Annotated in this window: 23 protein-coding genes; 16 read left to right on the top strand and 7 right to left on the bottom strand. The window is 60.2% G+C overall.

Annotated elements, in window-relative coordinates; genetic code table 11:
• Positions 1-7: 7 nt before the first annotated feature.
• A complete protein-coding gene (locus DXT88_RS05710) occupies positions 8-1,120 on the top strand; it encodes a PhoH family protein (protein WP_265211941.1) in 1,113 nt (370 codons plus the stop codon).
• On the top strand, positions 1,107-1,565 hold the full coding sequence (gene ybeY / locus DXT88_RS05705; protein ID WP_265211940.1) for an rRNA maturation RNase YbeY: 459 nt from the start codon (positions 1,107-1,109) through the stop codon (positions 1,563-1,565). Before DXT88_RS05710 ends, ybeY begins: the two co-directional genes overlap by 14 nt.
• Positions 1,566-1,662: 97 nt before the next feature.
• Here ybeY and DXT88_RS23450 read toward each other — a convergent pair whose 3' ends face one another.
• Positions 1,663-1,845, bottom strand: coding sequence for an anti-sigma factor family protein (locus DXT88_RS23450; protein ID WP_016832127.1), 183 nt, complete (start codon positions 1,843-1,845; stop codon positions 1,663-1,665).
• Between the two features lie 274 nt (positions 1,846-2,119).
• Here DXT88_RS23450 and DXT88_RS05695 point away from each other — a divergent pair, with 274 nt between their 5' ends.
• The 10 genes from DXT88_RS05695 (at position 2,120) to DXT88_RS05650 (ending at position 12,184) form a co-directional block, all read left to right on the top strand.
• Positions 2,120-2,737, top strand: coding sequence for a cytochrome b/b6 domain-containing protein (locus DXT88_RS05695; RefSeq protein ID WP_016832128.1), 618 nt, complete (start codon positions 2,120-2,122; stop codon positions 2,735-2,737).
• Positions 2,738-2,751: 14 nt separating this feature from the next.
• On the top strand, positions 2,752-3,537 hold the full coding sequence (locus DXT88_RS05690; RefSeq protein ID WP_265211938.1) for a molybdopterin-dependent oxidoreductase: 786 nt from the start codon (positions 2,752-2,754) through the stop codon (positions 3,535-3,537).
• A 65-nt stretch (positions 3,538-3,602) separates the two neighbouring features.
• On the top strand, positions 3,603-3,869 hold the full coding sequence (locus tag DXT88_RS05685) for a pentapeptide MXKDX repeat protein (RefSeq protein ID WP_265211937.1): 267 nt from the start codon (positions 3,603-3,605) through the stop codon (positions 3,867-3,869).
• A 213-nt stretch (positions 3,870-4,082) separates the two neighbouring features.
• Complete coding sequence (locus DXT88_RS05680) at positions 4,083-4,970, top strand: HlyC/CorC family transporter (protein ID WP_265211936.1); 888 nt, start codon at positions 4,083-4,085, stop codon at positions 4,968-4,970.
• Between the two features lie 9 nt (positions 4,971-4,979).
• Positions 4,980-6,575 carry an apolipoprotein N-acyltransferase gene (gene lnt / locus DXT88_RS05675; RefSeq protein ID WP_407649268.1) on the top strand — a complete coding sequence of 532 codons (1,596 nt, stop codon included), beginning with the start codon at positions 4,980-4,982 and terminating at the stop codon, positions 6,573-6,575.
• A 139-nt stretch (positions 6,576-6,714) separates the two neighbouring features.
• A complete protein-coding gene (gene glyQ / locus DXT88_RS05670; protein WP_016832133.1) occupies positions 6,715-7,632 on the top strand; it encodes a glycine--tRNA ligase subunit alpha in 918 nt (305 codons plus the stop codon).
• 80 nt (positions 7,633-7,712) lie between these two features.
• Positions 7,713-9,824, top strand: a complete 2,112-nt coding sequence (glyS, locus tag DXT88_RS05665; protein WP_265211935.1) for a glycine--tRNA ligase subunit beta — start codon at positions 7,713-7,715, stop codon at positions 9,822-9,824.
• A 36-nt stretch (positions 9,825-9,860) separates the two neighbouring features.
• A complete protein-coding gene (gene gmhB / locus DXT88_RS05660) occupies positions 9,861-10,418 on the top strand; it encodes a D-glycero-beta-D-manno-heptose 1,7-bisphosphate 7-phosphatase (protein ID WP_016832135.1) in 558 nt (185 codons plus the stop codon).
• Between the two features lie 73 nt (positions 10,419-10,491).
• Complete coding sequence (locus tag DXT88_RS05655) at positions 10,492-11,244, top strand: lysophospholipid acyltransferase family protein (protein WP_265211934.1); 753 nt, start codon at positions 10,492-10,494, stop codon at positions 11,242-11,244.
• 19 nt (positions 11,245-11,263) lie between these two features.
• Positions 11,264-12,184, top strand: coding sequence for a M48 family metallopeptidase (locus DXT88_RS05650; protein WP_029362959.1), 921 nt, complete (start codon positions 11,264-11,266; stop codon positions 12,182-12,184).
• 82 nt (positions 12,185-12,266) lie between these two features.
• Here the strand turns inward: DXT88_RS05650 and gloA are convergent, their stop codons facing one another.
• Both gloA and DXT88_RS05640 read right to left on the bottom strand, forming a co-directional pair.
• Positions 12,267-12,653, bottom strand: coding sequence for a lactoylglutathione lyase (gene gloA, locus DXT88_RS05645; RefSeq protein ID WP_016832138.1), 387 nt, complete (start codon positions 12,651-12,653; stop codon positions 12,267-12,269).
• A 163-nt stretch (positions 12,654-12,816) separates the two neighbouring features.
• Complete coding sequence (locus DXT88_RS05640) at positions 12,817-14,526, bottom strand: methyl-accepting chemotaxis protein (protein WP_265211933.1); 1,710 nt, start codon at positions 14,524-14,526, stop codon at positions 12,817-12,819.
• Between the two features lie 169 nt (positions 14,527-14,695).
• Between DXT88_RS05640 and DXT88_RS05635 the strand changes: the two genes are divergently transcribed.
• The gene (locus DXT88_RS05635) at positions 14,696-15,100 is read left to right on the top strand and encodes a hypothetical protein (protein ID WP_265211932.1); all 405 of its coding nucleotides are present in this window, start codon (positions 14,696-14,698) and stop codon (positions 15,098-15,100) included.
• Positions 15,097-15,450 carry a helix-turn-helix domain-containing protein gene (locus DXT88_RS05630; protein ID WP_265211931.1) on the top strand — a complete coding sequence of 118 codons (354 nt, stop codon included), beginning with the start codon at positions 15,097-15,099 and terminating at the stop codon, positions 15,448-15,450. Before DXT88_RS05635 ends, DXT88_RS05630 begins: the two co-directional genes overlap by 4 nt.
• 27 nt (positions 15,451-15,477) lie before the next feature.
• Here the strand turns inward: DXT88_RS05630 and rsmA are convergent, their stop codons facing one another.
• From rsmA to DXT88_RS05610, 4 genes are read right to left on the bottom strand one after another with little or no spacing between them, the layout of a single operon-like run.
• Entirely contained in the window at positions 15,478-16,263 is a 786-nt protein-coding gene (gene rsmA / locus DXT88_RS05625; RefSeq protein WP_265211930.1) for a 16S rRNA (adenine(1518)-N(6)/adenine(1519)-N(6))-dimethyltransferase RsmA, read from the bottom strand.
• A complete protein-coding gene (gene pdxA / locus DXT88_RS05620; protein ID WP_265211929.1) occupies positions 16,260-17,318 on the bottom strand; it encodes a 4-hydroxythreonine-4-phosphate dehydrogenase PdxA in 1,059 nt (352 codons plus the stop codon). The genes rsmA and pdxA overlap by 4 nt, the downstream gene beginning before the upstream one ends.
• 8 nt (positions 17,319-17,326) lie before the next feature.
• Positions 17,327-18,766: a peptidylprolyl isomerase gene (locus tag DXT88_RS05615; RefSeq protein WP_265211928.1), complete on the bottom strand. Its 1,440-nt coding sequence runs from the start codon at positions 18,764-18,766 to the stop codon at positions 17,327-17,329.
• 12 nt (positions 18,767-18,778) lie between these two features.
• Positions 18,779-21,073 (bottom strand): LPS-assembly protein LptD, encoded by a 2,295-nt coding sequence (locus DXT88_RS05610; RefSeq protein ID WP_265211927.1) that lies wholly within the window; start codon positions 21,071-21,073, stop codon positions 18,779-18,781.
• Between the two features lie 98 nt (positions 21,074-21,171).
• Between DXT88_RS05610 and DXT88_RS05605 the strand changes: the two genes are divergently transcribed.
• Together DXT88_RS05605 and murU are read left to right on the top strand one after the other, a co-directional pair.
• On the top strand, positions 21,172-22,197 hold the full coding sequence (locus DXT88_RS05605; RefSeq protein WP_265211926.1) for an aminoglycoside phosphotransferase family protein: 1,026 nt from the start codon (positions 21,172-21,174) through the stop codon (positions 22,195-22,197).
• 13 nt (positions 22,198-22,210) lie between these two features.
• Complete coding sequence (murU, locus tag DXT88_RS05600; protein ID WP_265211925.1) at positions 22,211-22,921, top strand: N-acetylmuramate alpha-1-phosphate uridylyltransferase MurU; 711 nt, start codon at positions 22,211-22,213, stop codon at positions 22,919-22,921.
• Positions 22,922-22,932 lie beyond the last annotated feature (11 nt).

Genomic DNA, 22,932 nt, shown 5'->3' with positions numbered 1-22,932 from the left:
AGCCAGATTGAAAAAATCACCCAACCAGCCTCACTACTTCATCCCGCAACCGCTCGACAACAAGCGCCTGGCGCATCTGTGCGGTCCGCTCGATGAAAACCTGAGGCAGATCTCGTCCGCCCTCGACGTGACGATTTTCCGTCGCGGCGAGAAGTTCATCGTCAGCGGCACCAACGCCGAGCGCGCGGTCGCGGTCCTCGATCGTTTCTACACGCGGGCGGACAAGCCTGTGTCGGTGGAAGATGTTCAACTGGCGCTGGTCGAACAACGCGCCACCGCGACCATCGACGCCGAGCTCGACGATGCGGATATCGCGGTCGACAAGAAAGACAAGACCGAAATCGAAAGCCCGGTGCTGAAGACGCGCAAGCACGATCTGCGCGGACGCACGCCGCATCAGAGCCAGTACCTGCATGCCATCCTCGAGCACGACATCACCTTTGGCGTCGGCCCGGCCGGCACCGGCAAGACTTACCTGGCGGTGGCCTGCGCCGTCGACGCGCTGGAACGCGATGCCGTGCAGCGCATCGTGCTGACGCGTCCGGCGGTGGAAGCCGGCGAACGCCTGGGCTTCCTGCCGGGCGACCTGGCGCAGAAGGTCGATCCGTATTTGCGGCCGCTGTATGACGCGCTGTACGACCTGCTCGGCTTCGACCGTACGCAAAAGCTGTTCGAGAAACAGGCGATTGAAATCGCGCCGTTGGCCTACATGCGCGGCCGCACGCTGAACCACGCCTTCATTATCCTCGACGAAGCGCAGAACACCACGCCGGAACAGATGAAGATGTTCCTCACGCGCATCGGTTTCGGCAGCAAGGCAGTAGTCACCGGCGACGTCACCCAGATTGATTTGCACCATGGCCAGAAGAGCGGCCTGGTCGATGCGCTCAATGTGCTGCATGACGTGCGCGGCATCGCCTTCTCGCGCTTCACCAGCAGCGACGTGGTGCGCCATCCGATGGTCGCGCGCATCGTCGACGCCTATGAAGCGGTGTCGGGCGCCGGCAACTCCCATAATGCCCACAGCGCCCACAGCGCCCAGGTTACTTCCAGCACCGCCGTCAAACGCCTCAGCCAGGGACTGACCCAGTCAGCCAAGCCACGCCATGCAAAAAAATAAACTGACCCTGTCCGTCCAGTATGCCGATCCACGCCTGAAGGAAAGCGTGCCGCGCCCACAGATCCGCCGCTGGATCCAGGCAGCGCTGTTTGCGCCGGCGGAACTGACGATCCGCTTCGTCGACGCCGAAGAAGGCCGCACGCTGAACCGCGACTACCGTGAAAAAGATTACGCCACCAACGTGCTGACGTTTGCGTACACGGAAGATGAAGACGCCGAAGTGACGCAGGCCGACATCATCCTGTGCACCGACGTGCTGGAAAAGGAAGCGCTGGAACAGAAGAAGCCGCTGCTGGATCACGCGGCGCATCTGATCGTGCACGGCGTGTTGCACGCACAAGGCTACGATCACGAAGACGAAGAAGAAGCGACCGAAATGGAAACGCTGGAAACTGAGATTCTGGCGGGCCTGGGTTTCACCGATCCTTACGCGGACCGCCGATAACGCCGGTATGAACTCTGCAGCACCGTACATTGCCGGCCGCAGCGTTGCGCTGCGACGGCCTTTTTTTTTCTATTACTTCCTGTATTACCCTCTTACCTTACTTCCCATCCCCGCCGTCGCGATAACGCCGCACCGCCTTGCGCATGAAATCCAATTGCCGGCCGAAGCGCGTGCAATGGTCGCAAATGGCCAGATGCCAGCGCAGCGTCAGCCGCCGGGCAAAGGACAATTTGCTGTCTTGCGCCTCGCACAAGACGCGATGTGCTTCCTTGCAGTTCATATGATTGCTCCTGTGGCGCTTCGGTTGGCATTGTAAATCAGCCAGGCCCGCAGTCGCGCTTTCAGCGCCGTTCTCCGGCTCCCTGCATGTTGGTCGCGGCCGGGCGTCGTTTCTTACAGTTCACTGACAATTATTTTTAGCAGCGGTCTTCATACCGCTGCGAGCACGATTGCGCCGGTAATTTTCATTTTCTTCAAACTTCTTGTAAGAAACCGCAAGCTCGTCCGACCAAGCTGCATGAAACAACTATTTGCCATGCCTTGAGGAGACGAACTTGAAGATCCACGCTCCAATCCTTCCAACCACGTCCGCGATTATCCATCCGCTGTGGCTGCGCGTCACGCATTGGACCAATGCGCTGGCCGTCGTGCTCATGATCCTGAGCGGCTGGCGCATCTATAACGCCTCGCCGATCTTTCCATTTGCGTTTCCCAAGGCATGGACCTTGGGCGGCTGGCTGGGCGGTGCATTGCAATGGCATTTCGCGGCGATGTGGCTGCTGGCGATCAACGGCGTGATTTATCTGGCGCTTAATCTGCTGAGTGGGCGTGCACGGCGCAAGTTCTTTCCGCTGCGTCCGTTGGAAGTTTTCCAGGATTTTGTCCAGGCGCTCAAAGGCAAGCTGCAGCATGCGTCGCTGGATCATTACAACGCCGTGCAAAAGCTGGCGTATCTCTCGGTGATCGCCGACCTGGTGCTGATCGTGGTGTCGGGACTGGCGATCTGGAAATCGGTACAGCTGCCTTTGCTGCGCGACCTGATGGGTGGCTATGACAACGCACGCATCGTGCATTTCTTCGCGATGAGTTTCCTGGTGTTGTTCATTGCCGTCCATGTGGCGATGGTGGCGCTGGTGCCGCGCACCTTGCTGGCCATGCTGCGCGGACGCTGAACGGAGAAATTGCCATGATCAAGAAACCAAATCGCCTGCCGTCCACGCTCGACGGCGAATTGATTCTCAAGGATGCGCGCCGCGAACTGGAATTGTCGATGCCCTCTCGGCGCTTGTTCGGCAAGCGCGCGCTGACGCTGGGCGGCCTGTCGCTGCTGAGCGGCTGCAACCTCACCGAGCAGGAGTCGGTGAACCGCATGCTGACCAGGATTTCACGCATGAACGATGGGGTGCAGGCCTGGCTGTTCGATCCGAACAAACTGGCGCCGACGTATCCGGCGTCGATGATCACGCGGCCGTTTCCGTTCAATGCATTCTATGGCGAGGACGAAATCACCGAAGTCGACGGCGACGCCTATCGCCTCGAACTCAAAGGCCTGGTCGCCATCCGCCGCACCTGGTCGCTGGCCGAGCTGCGCCGCCTGCCGCAGGTGGAACAGATCACGCGCCACATCTGCGTCGAAGGCTGGAGCGCGATCGGCCGCTGGGGCGGCGTGCCGTTTGCCGGCTTCCTCAAACACATCGGCGCCGACCTGAGCGCGAAGTACATCGCCTTCCGTTGCGCCGACGACTATTACACCAGCATCGACATGGCCACGGCGTTGCATCCGCAGACGCAACTGACGCTGACGTATGACGGTGAAATATTGCCGCCGAAATACGGTTTCCCGATGAAGCTGCGCATGCCCACCAAGCTGGGCTACAAGAATCCGAAGCATATCGTTTCGATCGAAGTAACCAACACTTACCCCGGCGGTTACTGGGAAGACCAGGGGTACAACTGGTTCGGCGGCGCTTAGCAATGTGCCGGGCACCTGCCGTAATCATGGCGCTTTTGCCAATTTTCAACACTTAGGAGATTCACATGAAAAAAGCACTCTCGACCCTGTTCGCCTGTCTGATGATGGCTGCCGTATCGGGCGCCTACGCTGCCGACACAATGGCCAAGGACGACATGTCCAAGGATTCGATGTCCAAGGACGGCATGAAGAAAGACAGCATGGGTAAAGACGGAATGAAGAAGGACAAGATGAAGAAAGATTCCATGGGCAAGGATGCCATGGGTAAAGACGGGATGGCCAAGGACGGCATGGCCAAGGATGAAATGAAAAAAGATGAAATGAAGAAGTAATCTTCGTTTCTTTCGACATGTCTGCGGCATCCCTCGCCGTGGACATGTCCGTCAGTGGACTTGTCCGTCGGGAAACTGTTGCAATTTGATCCAGCCTGCCGCTTGCATTCGTTGTGCGTCACGGGCGTGAAAATCGGGTTTTAGTAGATTTGTCATATATTTGTTGTATCCTATGGCTCATCGAAACAACGTCGGACCCACGGCTCACGCCATATGCAAGATCACTCTAGTAGCGTCAAATCTCTTGACGCTAAACCACATCGTTCCCTGTTCGAACGTCTCACCGCCCTCATCTCCCCCGAACCAGAAAACCGAGCAGAGTTGCTCGAGGTCCTGCAAGACGCCCATGAACGCAACCTGATCGACGCCGACGCGCTGTCGATGATCGAAGGGGTGTTCCAGGTATCCGATCTCGCCGTGCGCGACATCATGGTGCCGCGTTCGCAGATGGACACCATCGATATCAGCAAACCGATCGAAACCTGGATGCCCGACGTGCTGTCGACTTCGCATTCGCGCTTCCCTGCGGTCGAAGGCGAGCGCGACAAGGTGGTCGGCGTGCTGCTGGCGAAAGACCTGCTGCGCTATTACGCCGAAGAATCCTTCGACGTGCGCGACATGCTGCGCCCGGCGGTATTCATTCCCGAATCCAAGCGCCTCAACGTGCTACTGCGCGACTTCCGCGCCAACCGCAACCACATGGCCATCGTGGTCGACGAATACGGCGGCGTCGCCGGCCTGATCACGATCGAAGACGTGCTGGAACAAATCGTCGGCGACATCGAAGACGAATACGATTTCGACGAGGAAGAAGACAATATCCTCGCCATCAAGGACGGCGCCCACGGCCCGCGCTGGCGCATCAAGGGACTGACCGAAATCGCCCAGTTCAACGAGACGCTGGAAACCGCCTTCTCCGATGAAGACGCCGATACCATCGGCGGGCTGGTCGCCAACCATCTCGGCCGCGTGCCGCGCAAGGGCGACGAGTTCGACATCGCCGGCATGCGCTTCGAAGTGTTGCGCGCCGACGCCCGCCAGGCGCATGTGCTGCTGGTGGAAAAACTGCCTGACGCGCCGGCAGTCGAGGAAGAACAATAGTTTTTCCGCGTGAACTCTTCTTCGCCCATCACTGCTGACTCTACCGATGCTGCGGCTGCCGCAAATAGTTCGACGGCCTTACGCCTTGCACGCTGGACGCCGCTGTTCGCCTTGCTGGCCGGCGTCGCCAACGTGCTGGCGTTCGCGCCGTTCAACATCTGGCCGGTGCAGATCCTCACGCTGGCCTGGTTGTTCCGCCAGATTTCCCGCACCGCCTCCTTTCGTCGCAATGCGCTGACCGGCTGGCTGTACGGCTTCGGCTGGGCCGCCTGCGGTGTGCATTGGCTCTACATCAGCATGCACGACTACGGGGGCATGGCGGGATGGATGGCGGCACTGGCGGTGGGCTTGCTGGCTGCTTACCTGGGCCTCTATGCGGCATTGACCGCGACGCTCGCGAGCTGGCTGCGACAACGCTGGGCGGCATCACCGCTTGTCGTGCTGCTGCTGTTGTTGCCGGCGCTGTGGGCCTTGTCGGAATGGCTGCGCGGCTGGTTGTTCACCGGTTTTCCATGGCTGACGTCGGGCTATGCGCACAATGTCGGTCCGCTGGCCGGCTTCGCGCCCGTGGTCGGCGTCTACGGCCTGGCCTGGTTCGCCGCGATCATCGCCGGCAGCCTCGCCATGCTGAGCCTGCGCACCGGTCCGCGTGTCCTGCCTGCCGCATTGACGCTGCTGCTGGCCGGCGCCGGCGTGGCGCTGCATGCAGTCGACTGGACGCATGCACAGGGACAGCCGATAAGCGTGCGTTTGCTGCAAGGAAATATTCCGCAGGAAATGAAGTTCTCCAATGAAGCGCTGCTGTCGTCGCTGATGATGTACGACGATATGATCCGCAGCGCGCCGGCCGACCTGATCGCCACGCCCGAAACCGCGGTACCGCTGCTGCCGCAGCAACTGCCGCCGGATTATCTGGCGCGCCTGACGCGCTTTGTACAGACCTCGGGCAGCCATCTGGCGCTGGGGATTCCCTTGTCGGACGGTCCGGGCCAGTACGCCAACAGCATGATCGGTTTCTCTCCCGACCCGGCCAGCGAGCGCACGCCGTATCGCTACGACAAGCATCACCTGGTGCCTTTCGGTGAATTCATCCCGCTCGGTTTCCGCTGGTTCGTCGACATGATGAACATTCCGCTGGGCGACATGACGCGCGGCAAACCCTTGCAGTTGCCGTTCCAGGTCAAGCAGCAATGGATCATGCCCAACATCTGCTACGAGGATCTGTTCGGTGAAGAGATCGCCGCCCAGCTCGGCGGCGCCTACTACGCCGGCCAGCCGCAGGCCAGCATGCTGCTGAACCTGTCCAACATCGCCTGGTTCGGCAATTCGATCGCCCTGCCGCAGCATTTGCAGATCTCCCAGATGCGCGCGCTGGAAACCGGCCGCCCGATGCTGCGCGCGACCAATACCGGCGCCACCGCCGTCATCGGTCCCAAAGGCCAGTTGGTGTCCGAATTGCAGCCTTACACGCGCAACATGCTGAGCGCATCGGTGCAGGGGTTCCAGGGCCAGACCCCCTACATCCTGCTCGGCAACAAGCTGATGCTGGCGCTGACGGTCGCTGCGCTGGCGGCGGCCTGGCTGCTGTCGCGCCGCAAACGCTAGCGCCTCCGGCGTTTTTCTTTGCTCCTTTCCTGGTTATTTCCTGCAGGTTCCTGCGTTTGGGCCGCATGGCCCCCTCAAAAACCGCTAAAATTCAGGGTTTTAGCAATTCCTTGCCCGCCATCACCGGCAACATAAAAAGATGCTTACATTTCAACAGATCATTCTCAAGTTGCAAGAATATTGGGATGCGCAAGGTTGCGCATTGCTCCAGCCCTACGACATGGAAGTCGGCGCCGGCACCTCGCACACCGCGACCTTCCTGCGCGCGATCGGACCGGAGCCATGGCGCGCTGCCTACGTGCAGCCGTCGCGCCGTCCCAAGGACGGCCGCTACGGCGAAAACCCCAACCGCATGCAGCACTACTACCAATACCAGGTGGTGCTGAAGCCGGCGCCTGAGAACATCCTCGATCTGTACCTCGGTTCGCTCGAAGCGCTCGGCCTCGACCTGAAGCAAAACGACGTGCGTTTCGTCGAAGACGACTGGGAAAACCCGACCCTAGGCGCCTGGGGCCTGGGCTGGGAAGTCTGGCTCAACGGCATGGAAGTAACGCAATTCACCTACTTCCAGCAAGTCGGCGGCCTCGACTGCAAACCGGTGCTCGGCGAAATCACCTACGGCATCGAGCGCCTGGCGATGTACCTGCAAAACGTTGAAAACGTCTACGACCTGGTCTGGACCGAATGGGTCGAGAATGGCGTCAAGAAAAAGCTGACCTACGGCGACGTGTTCCACCAGAACGAAGTCGAGCAGTCGACCTTCAACTTCGAATATTCGAATACCGACTTCCTGTTCTCGCTGTTCGGCAACTACGAAGCCGAAGCCAAGCGCCTGCTGGAAGTACCGCTGGCGTTGCCGGCCTACGAAATGATCCTGAAGGCGGCGCATACCTTCAACCTGCTGGATGCACGCGGCGCCATCTCGGTGACCGAGCGCGCCGCCTACATCGGCCGCATCCGCAATCTGTCGCGCGCCGTGGCGCAGGCATATTACGAATCGCGCGAGCGCCTCGGCTTCCCGATGGCGGGCGCCGATGTTGCACGCCAGGCTGCCTGAATAACGTATTGACCGGATCGCGCTGCGGCTGACACCGGCCGCAGCGCCAAATAAGCAAGAAATCGGCAAGAAGATAGAAAATGACTCAAACACTTTTAGTAGAACTCCTGACTGAAGAACTGCCGCCGAAAGTGCTCGCCAAACTGGGCGACGCCTTTGCCAACGGCATTTTCAACGGACTGAAATCGCGCGACTTCCTCGAAGAAGGCGCTACCGCCACCACTTACGCGACGCCGCGTCGCCTGGCAGTGTCGATCACCAACGTGCGCGCCACGTCGCTCGACAAGGCGATCCGCGAAAAGGTATTGCCGGTCAGCGTGGCGCTGGACGCCGAAGGTCGTCCGGCAGCGCCGCTGGTCAAGAAACTGGCCGCATTGGCTGCGCAAGTCGGCGCCACCGTGATCACCCCGGACCAGCTGGAACGTGCCCAGGACGGCAAGGCCGAGAGCTTCTTCTACAACTACACCGCCAAGGGCGGCGCGCTGCAATCCGGCCTGCAAGCTGCACTGGAAGAATCGGTTGCCAAGCTGCCGATCCCGAAGCTGATGAGCTACCAGCGCCAGCACGGCCGCGACGCGGGCAACACCGTTCATTTTGTTCGTCCCGCACACCGCCTGATCGCGCTGCATGGCTCGAGCGTGGTGGCGCTGAACATCCTCGGTCTCGACGCCGACAAGATCACGCAAGGCCATCGCTTCCTGTCGCAAGGCGCGATCGCGATCGACTCGCCCGAGACCTATGTCGAGACGCTGATCAGCAAAGGCAAAGTCATCCCGGGCTTCACGGAACGCAAGGAAAAGATCCGCCTCGACCTGCTCGGCAAAGCCGGCGACGACAAGGTGCTGATGCCGGAAGCGCTGCTCGACGAAGTCACGGCGCTGGTCGAATGGCCGGTGGTCTATGAATGCAAATTCGACGATCAATTCCTGGCGGTGCCGCAGGAATGCCTGATCCTGACCATGCAGACCAACCAGAAATATTTTGCGCTGACCGATACCAACGGCAAGCTGCGGTCGCGTTTCCTGATCGTTTCGAATCTGGAAACGTCCAACCCGCAGCACATCATCCAGGGCAACGAACGCGTGGTGCGTCCGCGTCTGTCGGATGCGAAATTCTTCTTCGAGCAAGACAAGAAGAAGACGCTGGCCGATCGCGTCCCGCAACTGGCCAACGTCGTCTATCACAACAAGCTGGGCAACCAGTTGCAACGCACCGAGCGCGTCAAGGCGCTGGCCGGCGCGATTGCCAAACTGCTGGGTAATGATGTGGCGCTGGCCGAACGCGGCGCGCTGCTGGCCAAGACCGATCTGCTGACCGACATGGTGGGCGAATTCCCCGAGCTGCAAGGCATCATGGGCGCCTACTACGCGCGTCACGACGGCGAGCCGGATGAAGTCGCGCTGGCCGCTTCCGAACATTACCAGCCGCGCTTCGCCGGCGACGCCTTGCCGGCGTCCGCGACCGGCACCGCCGTGGCGCTGGCCGACAAGCTCGAAACCCTGGTTGGCATCTGGGGCATCGGCCTGCAACCGACCGGCGACAAGGATCCGTTCGCACTGCGCCGTCACGCGCTGGGCGTGTTGCGCATGCTGGTTGAAAAGCGCCTGCCGCTGGCGATTCCTGCGTTGCTGCAGGCAGCCGTGGCGCAGTTCGCAGGCAACAGCAATTTCAAGGATCCGAGCGCCGACGTCAGCGCCTTCCTGTTCGATCGCCTGCGCGGCCTGCTGCGCGAGCGCAATTATTCGCCCAACGAAATCGAGGCAGTGGTGGCGCAACAGCCGGAAGTGCTGGACAACATCACCGAACGCCTGGATGCGGTCCAGGCCTTCGCCGCGCTGCCCGAAGCCGAAGCGCTGGCCGCCGCCAACAAGCGCATCACCAATATCCTCAAGAAGATCGAAGGCGGAGTGAGCGGCACCGTGCAGAACGGCTTGCTGCGCGAAGCGGCCGAGCAGGCGCTGTACTCGGCCATGCTGTTGCTGAAGCCGCAAGTCGATGCCGCTTATGCGCAAGGCAATTTCAGCGGCGCACTCAAAGCCCTGGCGCAATTGCGTCAAAACGTCGATGCCTTCTTCAACGACGTGATGGTCAACGCCGAAGACGAACAACTGCGCCACAACCGCCAGGCTTTGCTGGCTGAATTGCATCAGATGCTCAACCAGGTTGCGGACATTTCCAAGCTGGCGGCATAAGGTCCATCAGGTTCTCAGGGATAGGGTAAGAAGAACATGAAGCTGATCATTCTGGATCGTGATGGCGTGATCAACCAGGACTCGGACGCCTTTATCAAGTCGCCCGCGGAATGGATACCGATCAAGGGTTCGCTGGAAGCGATCGCCCGCCTCAACCAGGCAGGCTATCGCGTCGTCGTCGCCACCAATCAGTCGGGCGTGGGCCGCGGCTTGTTCGACATGATGACGCTCAATGCCATCCATCAGAAGATGCACAACGCTGCGCAGCAGGTCGGCGCCGATATCGACGCCGTGTTCTTCTGCCCGCATGCCGCCGACGACAACTGCGATTGCCGCAAACCCAAGCCGGGCATGTTCAACGAAATTTCCAAGCGCTTCGGCATCAGCCTGCGTGGCGGCGTGGTCACCGTGGGCGATTCGCTGCGCGACCTGCAAGCCGGTTTCGTGGCCGGCTGCGCGCCGTTTCTGGTGCTCACCGGCAAGGGCGAAAAGACCCGCGAGAAAGGCGGCCTGCCGCCCGGCACGTTGATTTATCCGGACCTCGCCGGGGTGGTCGACTTCATATTGAAAGCACCGGTAGAAATGTCGGTTTAGTGGATAGTGAGAAGGCAGCAGGCCGTCGCATTGCGGACACGGCCTCGCCGACTCTGAAAAGGGAGACTGTATTTTGCGTATCAACCTGTTTTTGCGTTCCGTGCTGTTCACGCTGGTGATGACGGTGACCACCGTGGTGTGGTCGATGGCGTGCATCCTGTTCGCCCCGTTCCCGTACGCCCGGCGCTATTACCTGACTTCGCGCTGGAACGTCATCGTGATCTGGGCGGCACGAGTCATCTGCGGCATCCGCTACCAGGTCAAGGGCATGGAAAACCTGCCCGACGCGCCGGTGATCCTCCTGTCCAAGCACCAGTCGGCGTGGGAAACGATTTTCTACCTGATCATCATGCCGCGCCCGCTGGTGTTCGTGTTCAAGAAGGAACTGACCTACATCCCGTTCTTCGGCTGGGGCATCGCCTTGTTGCGCATGATCCCGATCGACCGCAGCAAGGGCCGCGACGCCTTCGCGCAAGTGGTGGAGCAGGGCCGCAAGCGCCTGGCCGACGGCCAATGGGTGATCATGTTCCCGGAAGGCACGCGCATCCCGGTCGGCCAGACCGGCAAGTACAAGCACGGCGGCTCGCGCCTGGCGGTCGAAACCAACACCGTGGTCGTGCCGGTTGCGGTCAATGCCGGCGAATGCTGGCCGAAGGGCTCATTCATCAAAACTCCGGGTATGATCACGGTATCGATCGGCAAGCCGATCTCGCCGGAAGGCCTGGATCCTGCACAGTTAAGCCAACGCGTTGAAAATTGGATAGAATCCGAAATGCGCGTGATTTCCCCGGCGGTTTATGCCGTCGTCGATACTAAAAGAAACTGACACCATCGGCCCCACTACATTGAAACTGCTTCGTCACTCTCAGCCGGATCCTAACCAGCTCACGCTGCAACTGGATTTCTTCACGCCGACGCCTCTGGAGACGACGCAGGATAGCCCACCGCCACCGCTTTTGCAGCAGGACTACGCACCGGCGCCCGAACTCAAACAGCAGACTCCATTGCCGCCGATGTCGCCGCCGATCGGCCGTCCCGCCGACGGCATGCGGCGCATTCAACTGGGCGAACATCATCTCGACTATGCGCTGCTGCGCTCGAAGCGCCGCTCGATCGGCTTCCTGATCAGCGACGAAGGCTTGCGCGTGACCGCGCCGAAATGGGTGACCCTGGGCGAGATCGAAAACGCCATCCGCGAAAAGCAGCGCTGGATCTTCACCAAACTCAATGAACGCCGCGAACGCTCGGCGCGCCGCCTGCAACCGCAGATGCAATGGCGCGACGGCGCCACCCTGCCCTATCTGGGCCAGGACATCACCCTGCGTATCCGCGCCAATCAGGCGGCCGGAATCGCCTACGATGAAGACACCCTGGAGTTGACCGTAGGCCTGCCTGCCGATGCCGGCGAGCAGCAACTGAAAGACCGCGTGCAAGGCTGGCTGCAAGCCCGCGCCAAGGAAACCTTTGCAGCGCGCCTGCCGGTTTACGCTGAGAAACTGGGCGTGACCTATCAGTCGTTCGCGCTGTCGTCGGCCACTACCCAATGGGGCTCCTGCACCGCCGACGGACGCATCCGCCTGAACTGGCGCCTGATGCATTTTTCGCTGCCGCTGATCGATTACGTGATCGCGCACGAGCTGTCGCATCTGCGCGAAATGAACCACAGCCCGCGTTTCTGGGCCACGGTCCAATCGATCTTCCCTGAATTCGAAACCGCCAAGCGTGCCCTGCGCGACAGCGCACCCGAGACCCTGCCGATTTTCTGACCGGCAAATCTGTTCGACAAAAACATCGGCCTGCTGCATGTCTCCATGCAGCAGGCCGATTCATTTCATACGCCGCGTTGACTCAGTCTTTGCGTTCGATGAACTCGATCTTGTAGCCGTCGGGATCCGTCACGAAGGCGATCACCGTGCTGCCGCCCTTGACCGGACCGGCTTCACGCGTCACGTTGCCGCCCGAGGAGCGCGCCGCGTCGCAAGCCTTGTAGGCGTCGTCGACCGAGATGGCGATATGGCCGTAGGCAGTGCCCATTTCATATTTGTCGACGCCATGGTTGTAGGTCAGCTCGAGTTCGGCGTGATCCGGATTGCTGCCGTAGCCGAGGAAGGCCAGGGTGTATTTGTATTCGGTGTTTTCGCTGGTGCGCAGCAATTTCATGCCGAGCACCTTGGTGTAGAAATCGATGGAGCGTTGCAGGTCGCCAACCCGGAGCATGGTGTGCAGGATGCGCATAATGAGCCTTTGCCTAAGAACTTATCGGAGTGCAGGATTGTAGCGCTGTTCGCGTCGGCTTGCCGGCGCGCATTATTGCCGTCGCGTTCCAGGCCGCAAATAACGCGCGCCTGCGGTCGGATGACGGCAGGCGCGCAGTGATGGCAATCACGTCAGGCAACGATCAGAACTGTTCCCAGTCGTCGTCCTTGCCGGTGACGGGGGTACGTGCCGCAGCAGGCAGACGCGGCGCTTCCTGCTTGCGCGCCAGCGATGGCGTCTTCGGCGTCACGTCATGCGGACGTTGCTGGACAGACGACGAAGCGCCGGCCTTATCCGGCAGGCGATTGCTGTCGATCTTGAAGACGCCGACGATCTGCGACAGGCTGGTGGCCTGATCCTGCAGCGATTGCGCTGCAGCGGCGGCTTCTTCGACCAGCGCGGCGTTTTGCTGCGTGACCTGGTCCATCTGCGTCACTGCCTGGTTGACCTGCTCAATGCCCTCGCTTTGTTCGCGGCTGGCTTCGGTGATCTCGCCGACGATGTCGGTCACGCGGCGCACGCTGCTGACGACTTCGTTCATGGTCTGGCCGGCCTGCTCGACGAGCTTGCTGCCGGAATCCACTTTTTCCACCGAATCATCGATCAACGACTTGATTTCTTTCGCAGCGGCGGCGCTGCGCTGCGCCAATGTGCGCACTTCGCTGGCCACCACCGCGAAGCCGCGGCCCTGCTCACCGGCGCGTGCCGCTTCGACCGCGGCATTCAGCGCCAGGATGTTGGTCTGGAAGGCAATGCCGTCGATCACGCTGATGATATCGACGATCTTGCGCGAGGACGCATTGATCGACTCCATCGTATGCACCACCTTGCCGACCACGTTGCCGCCTTCGACCGCGACGGCAGACGCCGAGACGGCCAGCTTGTTGGCTTCACGCGCATTTTCGGCATTTTGCTTGACGGTGGACGTCAGTTCCTCCATCGACGAGGCGGTTTCCTCGAGCGAGCTGGCTTGCTGCTCGGTACGGCTGGACAGGTCCAGATTGCCGGCAGCGATCTGGGTCGATGCAGTGGCGATGGTGTCGGTGCCATGGCGAACCCGGCTGACGATGTCGAGCAGGTTGTCGTTCATGGCCCGCAAGGCGCGTAGCAACTGGCCTGTTTCATCCTTGGCGGAAGCATCGAACTGCGAGGTCAGGTCACCCGCCGCAACGGTCTCTGCAACCTTGACTGCACGGCTCAACGGCGACGTGATGCTGCGCGTGACCAGCCAGGCGATCAGGCCGGCGAACACCAGCGCGATGACGCTCAGCGCAATCACCAGATTGCGGGCCTCGATATACTCTTCTTCGACTTCCTTGCTGGCGACTTGCATCAGCTCGTTCTGATGCGCGATCAGGGTTTCGACGGCAGACATGTAGGTCAGTTGCAGCGGCCGCACCGTCTGCAGCAGCAGCATCGTGGCCTCGTTCTTCGCACCAGCCACCACCAGGCGCAGCACTTCGTCGCGACCGACGTTGTATTGCGTGCGCGCGTCCATGATCGACTTCATGAGTGCGCGACCCTTGTCGCCGGTGATCAGACTGTCGAGTTTTTCAAGCGTAGCCTTGGTGCTGTCGCCGGCTTTTTTGATGGTCTGCATTTCCTTGCCGATCTCGTCGGCATCTGTCATGAGCAGCACGTTGCGCGAGGATCGTGCAATCACGTTGACGTTCTTGATGATGTCGTTGGCCAGCACCGTCTTCGGATATTTGTCATTGATGACTTCGTCCATCTGCTCCTTGAGTCCGGACAGGCGCGTGACGCCGAGCACGGCCATGGAGACCAGCAACAGCACCAGGAAACCGAATCCTATGCCCAGACGTGCCCCGATCCTGAAATTCGCTATGCGCATACATTTCCCCTTGTCATGTAAAAGTGCAATTAAACGTATTGACTGACGACTGGTTAGACGTTCCCGGCTGTTCCGATCAGGATGTGCCGACTATGCGCCGGGGGGATTGCGCTTCAATCGCCTTTTGTGTTGCGTAGGTACCGCCGATGCAATGGCGCAATATTGAAGTATGAAAATCCCGGCAAGATTAATCCGCAATGCCGCCCTTCGCCATCAGGAAATTCCTGATGACGACTGCCGCGCCACTTCCCCCTGTCAAATGGCAACATGCGCAAATACAGGTTTCATCTTGCGCCCGACGAACTATGATGAAAACAGTGCATTCGCACGTCCTGCAGTCATAAGCGAGCCGCTCCACGACGGAATCTGTTATCTGTTTTCCCGCATGTTTTTTGCCGCCTTTCGTGGTGCTGTTCCGACAGCACCAACTATTCAACGCCGCAAAGCAAGTTTCCTTTTTGCTTGCGAGCCTTGGTTTGGCGCGTTTATTTGCGCAATACGCAATATTTTATCAAAAAATTTGTCCGCACGACTTTGCGCCTCACGCAATATTGGCAGGAGAATTGATAAATGAATATTGGCCAAGTCCTACGCAAGATTCGCAAGGAAAGAAAAGCGAGCCTGGAAGAAATCGCATTGGTCGCAGGCACCGATGCCGCCAATCTGTCGCGCGTCGAACGCGACAAGCAGCGCCTCACGCCCGACATGCTGGAAAACGTCGCCAAAGCGCTCGACGTCCCGGTGTCGTCGCTTTATTTCATCGCCGAACAGAACATGCAGTCAGGAAAAACGGTCAGTGATGCCGACAAGGCGGCTGCGGCGCGTCTCGAAAACGCGCTGGGACGCTTCATCCTGCTGGCGCCGCAGGATCAGCAATTGGCGGCGGACTTCATGGAATTGCTGCTGAAATCGGCGCGTAAATAATTTACGACCGCACAGCGATCGCCCGGTTCAGGCGGCGCGATGTTGCCGCAGCACGTTGGCCAGCGCGACGAACTGTTCCATCGGTACCGCTTCGGGACGCGCCTGCGGATCGATGCCGGCGGCGATCAGGTCGGCTTCGACGAGCAAGCCGGCGACGCAATTGCGGATGACCTTGCGACGTTGGGAAAACGCCTTGGTGACGACTTCTTCGAGCAGGGATTGGTCGCAGTCAAGCGGATGCGCAATCGGGATCATGCGCACGATCGCCGATTCCACGCGCGGAGGCGGATCGAAGGCGGTCGGCGGCACCACAAACATCAGCTGCATGCGGTAGCGCCACTGCAGCATCACCGAGAGGCGCCCGAAGGCCTTGCTGCCCGGGTCGGCGACCATGCGCTCGACTACTTCCTTCTGCAGCATGAAATGCTGGTCCTGCACCAGCGGCGCCAGCGCGGCCAGATGGAACATGAGCGGACTGGAGATGTTGTACGGCAGGTTGCCGACCACGCGCAGCTTGCGGCCGGCAGGCACCGGAATCGAAGTGAAATCGAATTTGAGCGCGTCGGCCGAATGCACATGCAGGCGCTTGGGATCGAACTGCTTCTGCAGGCGCGCCACCAGGTCGCGGTCGAGCTCGACCACGTGCATCTCGTCAAGCGATTCGAGCAACAGGCGAGTCATCGCAGCCAGACCCGGACCGATCTCGACCATGACGTCGTCCTTCTGGGGTGCGATGGCGCTGATGATGTCGTGCAGGACGGACTGATCGGTCAGGAAGTTCTGGCCGAAACGTTTGCGGGCGATATGTTTCATACGGAATTCTTGGCGCGGGCCATGAGCGCCGCCGTCCTGATGGCTTCGATCATGCTGCCGTGGTCGGCGTGGCCCAGCCCTTGGGCGGCGAGGTCGAGCGCGGTGCCGTGGTCGACGGAGGTGCGGATGATGGGCAGGCCCAGCGTGATATTGATGCCTTGGCCGAAGCTGGCGAATTTCAATACCGGCAGGCCCTGGTCGTGATACATGGCGAGCACGCAATCGGCGTGTTCGAGATATTTGTGCTGGAACAGCGTGTCCGCCGGATAAGGACCGGCGACATCGATGCCGCGCGCCTTGGCCGCGGCCAGAGCTGGACTGATGACGTCGATTTCTTCGCGCCCCAGGTAACCGTTCTCGCCGGCGTGCGGATTGAGTCCGGTAACCAGGATGCGCGGTTGCGCGATGCCGAATTTGTCGCGCAGGTCGGCATGGATGATATCGAGGGTACGGCTCAGGCCATCAAAAGTGATCGCCGCCGACACGTCCTTGAGCGCCAGATGCGTGGTCGCCAGCGCCACCCGTAAATGCGGCGCATCGCCTCCGGCCAGCATCATCACTACCTGCGGCGTGGCGGTGCGTTCGGCGAGGTATTCGGTATGACCGGTGAATGGCACGCCGGCGTCATTGATCGTGCTCTTCTGCAGCGGCGCAGTGACGATGGCGTCGAATTGTCCTTGCAGCGCCCACTCGACCGCAACGTCGAGCGTCTGCAGCACGGCGCGGCCATTGCGCGCATCGAGCACGCCGGGAACTACCGGCTCACTGGTGGGGCAATCGATGACGATCAGGCGGTCTTGCGGAAAATTGGGCAATCCGCTGTTGCGAAAGGCCTGCAGCGACAAGGCCGACAAGGCGATGGCCGGGTCCAGCGCCTGCGCAGTCTGCGCCAGGAAGGCAGCATCGCCGAACAGCACGCTGCGCACTTCTGCACGCAGCTGCCAGGCGGCCTTGATGGAAATTTCCGGGCCGATGCCGGCCGGCTCTCCGCAGGTGATCGCCAGCGTGGGGCGCCGGCGTTGAACTTCAGGGACTGCGGACAGGGCTGCGGACATCGGAGGGATCAGTTGTCGTCGGTGCGGAACTCGACGTAGGCGCGGTCACGCAGCTGACGCAACCAGTCTTCGGTCGCTTCGTCGATCTTGCGCTCGCGAATCGCCTGGCGTGCGGCCAGACGTGCGCGCTCCTGAGAACCGTCGTCGGTCTTGCGTTCGACCACCTGGATCAGGTGGAAGCCGAACGGCGATTCGATCGGCTGGCTGACTTCGCCCGGCTTCAATTCGTTCATGGCGCGCTCGAATTCCGGCACGGTGTCGCCCGGATAGATCCAGCCCAGGTCGCCGCCCTTGGACGCCGACAGGTCGTTGGAATACAGCTTGGCCAATTCTTCGAAGGTCGCCGCCTTGTGATCCAGGCGTTCTTTCAGTTCGAGCAGTTTGCGACGCGCTTCAGCGGCAGACACCACTTGATTGACCTTGATCAGGATATGGCGTGCATGCGTTTGTTCTACGGCCGGCGCACCAGCCTTGCCGGTGGCGCTGGCATTACGGCGATCAATCAGCTTGAGGATATGGAAGCCGTTGCCGCTCTTGACGATGGAGGAGACTTCGCCCGGCTTCAGGCTCGCCACCGCGTCGAGGAACAACTGCGGCAGACGGTCCTGCGCGCGCCAGCCCAGGTCGCCGCCGCTGAGTGCATCGCTGCTGTCGGAATAGGTTGCCGCGGTCTTGGCGAAATCGGCGCCGGTCTTCAATTGGCGCAACACTTCTTCCGCGCGCTGGCGGCGTGCCGCAACTTGCTCCGGCGAGGCGTTTTCCGGCACCCGCACGAGGATTTGCGCCAGGTTCAGGTCTTCGTGTTTGACGGAGGTATTGTTCTCGGCGGCCAGGTAGTTGTCCACTTCGGATTCCGACACCAGCACCTTGTTGTCGACTTCGCGTTCGCGCAGGCGCTGCATGATGATTTCACGGCGGATGTCTTCGCGGAAGGCCGGATAGGCCATGCCTTCGCGCTCGAGCTGGACGCGGAAATCAGCAAGCGACATCTTGTTCTGTTCGGCAATGCGCAGGATCGCGCGATCCAGCATGACGTCATCCACAACAATGCCGTTTTCTTTTGCCATTTGCGTCTGCGCGCGCTCGACGATCATGCGTTCCAACAGTTGGCTTTGCAACTGGTTGCGTGGCGGCAAGGCGACGCCTTGGGCGGTGAGACGTTTCTGCACCGACGCCAGGCGTTCGGACAGCTCCTGGCGCGTGATCACGTCATTGTTGACAACCACAAGAATGGAGTCGACCGGACGCGGCGCACGCGATGTCGCAGCTGCAGGCGCAGGAGCGGGTGTCGCCGTCGGCGGCAGCTGCAATCCGGGAACGGCAGGCGTGGCGGTCGCGGCGAATTGCGCCTGGGCGCTGCCGATCATGCCGAACGACATGCACATCAAGACGATGCCGGAGGTGATGCGAGCGAGAGGATGACGGCGCGAGGAAATGGAAGCGTTCATATGATTATCGGTTTAATAACGTGTGAGATCGTCTGGCTTGTTGATGATCTGATAGCCGGGAATGCTGGCGCTCAGCGCATCCAGCGGATTCGAGCCAATCTTGGAGAAACCATTCAGCTCAAGCTGGATGAAGAACGAAGTGGACGCCTTGCTCGACGAAGTCGGAATGCGCTGCGCCACGAGGCGGAACACCCAGCAATCGGCCTTGTATTCCATGCCCAACAAACCTTCTGCCACGGTCTTGTCAGGGATTGAATAGTTGATGCGGCTGACAGCATACCAGCGTTGCGACACCGGCCATTGACCGGAGATATCCATCTGCTTGAGGATGCCGGTGGCATTGGTGCGGTCGAGACGATAGGTCAGGTTCAGCACTTTCTTGGGTGCCGGTTGCCAGCGCGCGCCGAAATTGGAACGCACCATCTGCCGCAGCGTTTCGCTGTATTGAACGGTGTTGTCGAGGGAGAGCTGTCTGGTGATCTGACCGCCCAAGGACAACAACAGATCGGATTTGCTACCGTTGACGGTGGCCGAAGTGCCATCCAGCACAACCTTGGGATCGGCAAAATAGAAACGCTGACCAACCGCCACACGCAACCGTTCGAGGCCGTCTTCTTCGATGAAGCGAGACACCAGCGCCCCGGTAATCTGATTCGCGTCGCTGATGCGGTCGTGACCGACGAAGCGGTTTTCGCTGAAGATCTGCGCGTAGTTGAAATCTGCCAGACCCGAGTCGAAATTCGGATATTGGCTCTGATCGCGATAAGGCGTACGCACGTAGAACAAACGCGGCTCCAGCGTTTGCGTCATGTCGCGTCCGAACAAACGTGTGTCGCGCTCAAAAGTCATGCCGGCATCCAGGGAATAAGTCGGCACCACGCGCGTCAGATTGGTCGGTGCGCCGACGCTGACGTTGTTCAAGCGGTACGTGGTCGCATCAAGGGACGCTTTCGGCGTAATGAAATAACCGGGACGGATGATCGGATAGGCGATCGACTGATTGGCATACATGCGGTCGCCGCCAACCATTTCGGAACCCGCCGAAGTACCGGCGGTGAAAGTGTTCGAAAAACGCGCAAATTCAGAAGCAAAATTGAAGTCAAAACCGCCGACATCCTGACGTGCGGCGGTCAAGGTCAACTGCGGTACACGGTCATACGGTTTCTGGATAGGATTGTTGACATCCTGCAGCAACTGATATTTGGTCACGCGTCCGACGGCGCTCCAATAAGTGCTCGAATAACTCAGACTGGCATCACGAATCAGCAAACGCTGCGTACTGGCCGTCACCGAATGCGAAAAATCGCTCGGATAGTCGTTGTCCGACGCCTTGTTCACATTCCAGCCGAACACCAGATTCGGCGCCAGCGTTTGCGAATGCTGGGATGAAAGGGAGTAGCGCCCGGTACCGGTCACACGATCCTGAATGCCTTCAACTCTGGTCGTTCCGGAATAGTCCTCGCCCAGATAACGACCTTCAATACCCATTTGCAAACCGCGCCGCGCAATATAACGCGGATACAGCGTCAGGTCCCGATTTGGCGCGATATTGAAATAATAAGGTACCGTCAGCTCCGCGCCACCCGTGCTGGTGACGCCGAAAGTCGGCGGCAGCACGCCCGACTTGCGCTCACCCGACAGCGGAAAAGACATCAGCGGTGCACCGAGGATCGGCACACCCTTGAAATAGACGACGCCGCTATGCATGGTGCCGACGTCGCGGCCGCTGTCGAGATCCATGGTCGACGCCTGGATGTACCAGTCCGGATCGAGCGCTTCGCAGGTGCTGTAGGTGCCTTCGGTGACCTTGGCCTGGTCGTCGGAAAGGAAGTCGATCTTTTCAGCCTTGCCGCGTCCGCCGTTCTTGCCGAACAGGTAAGTCGGGTTGGTCACGTAACCCTTGCCCGAATCCATGTTCATCAGCGCCTTGTCGCCGGTGTAGCGATCCTGCAGACGCTTCATCCAGACGTGCCCGGTCGCTTCGACCTCGTCCTTGATGATACGGTATTCGGCCTTGTCGGCCTTGATGGTGGTTTCGCCGCGGACCACTTCGACGTCGCGGTCAAGGTTGATCTGTCGATCAGGCCGGCCGGTCATCTGCTCGGCGCTGACGTTGACCGGGGCATCCTTGTCATCGGCCTTGGCGCTGGGCGTGGCCGGGGTATTCTGGATGGTCTGCGCCTGCGCGGAGACCGGCAAAATGGTCGTTGCCGACGCCGCGACGGCGAGAGAGGCCAGGGACGTAAAGAAACGCGACATCCGCAAGTCGGCACAACGACCAAATGGAAACTTGAAAAAGCGGATCATGTAAAGAAGCGTTCAAACACCATGGCAGGCGATTTTTTGGATTTAATCCCTTATTATATGGGAACTCAACATCATCAAACGAATTCCTCTGATTGTTCATGTCTTTAAATAATTCCCCTGCCGATCCGCGCCTGTCCCTGCTGCAAGAATGGCTGCCCACCCTCGCCACCCCCACCAATGTCGATACGCTGCGTCCCGCTTCGACCGATGCCAGCTTCCGCCGTTATTTCCGCGTGGACACGCCGGATGGTAAAACGCTGATCGTCATGGACGCGCCGCCACCGCAAGAAAACGTGCGCCCATTCATCCATGTCGCCGAGGTCTTCGGCAAAACCGGCGTGTCGGTGCCGACCGTACTGGCGCAGGATGTCGAACGCGGCTTCCTGCTGTTGTCGGACCTGGGCACGACGACTTACCTGAATCAGCTCAACAACGACACCGCCCACAAGCTCTACATCGACGCGATCGATGCGCTGGTGCTGCTGCAGACCCAGAGCAAGCCGGATGTGCTGCCGGAATACGACCGCGCCCTGCTGTCGCGCGAGTTGCAGTTGTTCCCCGACTGGTACATCGCCAGGCACCTGAACGTGACGCTGACCGACGACCAGAAGAACACGCTGAGCAAGGTCTTCGACACGCTGCTGGCCAACAACCTGTCGCAGACGCAGGTGTTCGTCCACCGCGACTATCACTCGCGCAACCTGATGGTCCTGCCGACCGGCAATCCGGGCATCATCGATTTCCAGGACGCGGTCTACGGCCCGATCACGTACGATCTGGTTTCGCTGCTGCGCGACGCCTACATCCAGTGGGACGAAGAAATGGTGCTGGACTGGGTCATCCGCTACTGGGAACGCGCCAAGCGCGCCGGCCTGTCGGTGGCGCCGGACATCGATACCTTCTATCGCGATTTCGAATTCATGGGCCTGCAGCGTCATCTGAAAGTGCTGGGCATATTTGCACGCCTTTACCATCGCGACGGCAAGGACGCCTACCTGAAGGACATGCCGCTGGTCATGGAATACACGCTCAAGGCGGCACGCCGCTACAGCGCGCTGATCCCGCTGGTCAGACTGATCGAGAAGCTGGAAGACAAAGCGCCGCAAGTCGGCTACACCTTCTGAGGCCGGCTACGCCATGAAAGCGATGATTTTTGCCGCCGGCCGCGGCGAGCGCATGCGCCCGCTGACCGATACCTGCCCCAAACCTCTGCTGAAAGTACGCGGCCGCCCGCTGATCGTCTGGCAGATCCTGAACCTGGTGCGCGCCGGCATCACTGAAATCGTGATCAACCACGCGCATCTCGGCCACCTGTTTGAAGAAACGCTGGGCGACGGTTCGCAGTTCGGCGCGCAGATTCAGTATTCTGCCGAGGGAACTGCACTGGAAACCGCCGGCGGCATCGCCAAGGCGCGCCACCTGCTCGGCGAAGAAGCGTTCGTCGCCATCTCGGGCGACATCTACATCCCTCATTTCGATTTCGAACAGGTCAAAACCGTCCTCGAAGACAACGACCTGTGGGGAAATCCGATACCATTGGACAAGCGCGACGTCGCCTGGATCTATCTGGTGAAAAATCCACCGCACCATCCCACCGGCGATTTCGCGCTGAACAGTTTTTCGATCGCCAATGAAGGATCGCCCTTGTTCACCTTCGCCAATATCGGCGTGTACCGACCGCAGATGTTCGACGCCATTGCGCCGGGTGAACATGCCAAGCTCGGCCCCCTGCTGCGCGAATACGCGGCGCGTGGCCAGGTCGGCGGAGAAATTTACCGCGGCGAATGGATCAACGTCGGCACCGTCGAACAGCTGGAAGAATTGAATACGCCCCTCGCCGGCAGATAATCCGGATCACC

The organism is Herbaspirillum lusitanum, assembly GCF_026127345.1.
Lineage (GTDB): Bacteria > Pseudomonadota > Gammaproteobacteria > Burkholderiales > Burkholderiaceae_D > Herbaspirillum > Herbaspirillum lusitanum.
Note: the sequence above shows the minus strand (reverse complement) of the source record. Positions and strands in the feature narration are given on the sequence as shown.

What these genes read in the sequence shown, in the direction of transcription:
- DXT88_RS05615 (WP_265211928.1), bottom strand. Translation starts at nt 18,766, where the DNA reads ATGAACGCTTCCATTTCCTCGCGCCGTCATCCTCTCGCTCGCATCACC.
- glyQ (WP_016832133.1), top strand. Translation starts at nt 6,715, where the DNA reads ATGCTTACATTTCAACAGATCATTCTCAAGTTGCAAGAATATTGGGAT.
- DXT88_RS05635 (WP_265211932.1), top strand. Translation starts at nt 14,696, where the DNA reads ATGAAAATCCCGGCAAGATTAATCCGCAATGCCGCCCTTCGCCATCAG.
- ybeY (WP_265211940.1), top strand. Translation starts at nt 1,107, where the DNA reads ATGCAAAAAAATAAACTGACCCTGTCCGTCCAGTATGCCGATCCACGC.
- gmhB (WP_016832135.1), top strand. Translation starts at nt 9,861, where the DNA reads ATGAAGCTGATCATTCTGGATCGTGATGGCGTGATCAACCAGGACTCG.
- DXT88_RS05680 (WP_265211936.1), top strand. Translation starts at nt 4,083, where the DNA reads ATGCAAGATCACTCTAGTAGCGTCAAATCTCTTGACGCTAAACCACAT.
- DXT88_RS05640 (WP_265211933.1), bottom strand. Translation starts at nt 14,526, where the DNA reads ATGCGCATAGCGAATTTCAGGATCGGGGCACGTCTGGGCATAGGATTC.
- DXT88_RS05605 (WP_265211926.1), top strand. Translation starts at nt 21,172, where the DNA reads ATGTCTTTAAATAATTCCCCTGCCGATCCGCGCCTGTCCCTGCTGCAA.
- DXT88_RS05610 (WP_265211927.1), bottom strand. Translation starts at nt 21,073, where the DNA reads ATGATCCGCTTTTTCAAGTTTCCATTTGGTCGTTGTGCCGACTTGCGG.
- DXT88_RS05630 (WP_265211931.1), top strand. Translation starts at nt 15,097, where the DNA reads ATGAATATTGGCCAAGTCCTACGCAAGATTCGCAAGGAAAGAAAAGCG.
- rsmA (WP_265211930.1), bottom strand. Translation starts at nt 16,263, where the DNA reads ATGAAACATATCGCCCGCAAACGTTTCGGCCAGAACTTCCTGACCGAT.
- gloA (WP_016832138.1), bottom strand. Translation starts at nt 12,653, where the DNA reads ATGCGCATCCTGCACACCATGCTCCGGGTTGGCGACCTGCAACGCTCC.
- murU (WP_265211925.1), top strand. Translation starts at nt 22,211, where the DNA reads ATGAAAGCGATGATTTTTGCCGCCGGCCGCGGCGAGCGCATGCGCCCG.
- DXT88_RS05685 (WP_265211937.1), top strand. Translation starts at nt 3,603, where the DNA reads ATGAAAAAAGCACTCTCGACCCTGTTCGCCTGTCTGATGATGGCTGCC.
- DXT88_RS05690 (WP_265211938.1), top strand. Translation starts at nt 2,752, where the DNA reads ATGATCAAGAAACCAAATCGCCTGCCGTCCACGCTCGACGGCGAATTG.
- pdxA (WP_265211929.1), bottom strand. Translation starts at nt 17,318, where the DNA reads ATGTCCGCAGCCCTGTCCGCAGTCCCTGAAGTTCAACGCCGGCGCCCC.
- DXT88_RS23450 (WP_016832127.1), bottom strand. Translation starts at nt 1,845, where the DNA reads ATGAACTGCAAGGAAGCACATCGCGTCTTGTGCGAGGCGCAAGACAGC.
- glyS (WP_265211935.1), top strand. Translation starts at nt 7,713, where the DNA reads ATGACTCAAACACTTTTAGTAGAACTCCTGACTGAAGAACTGCCGCCG.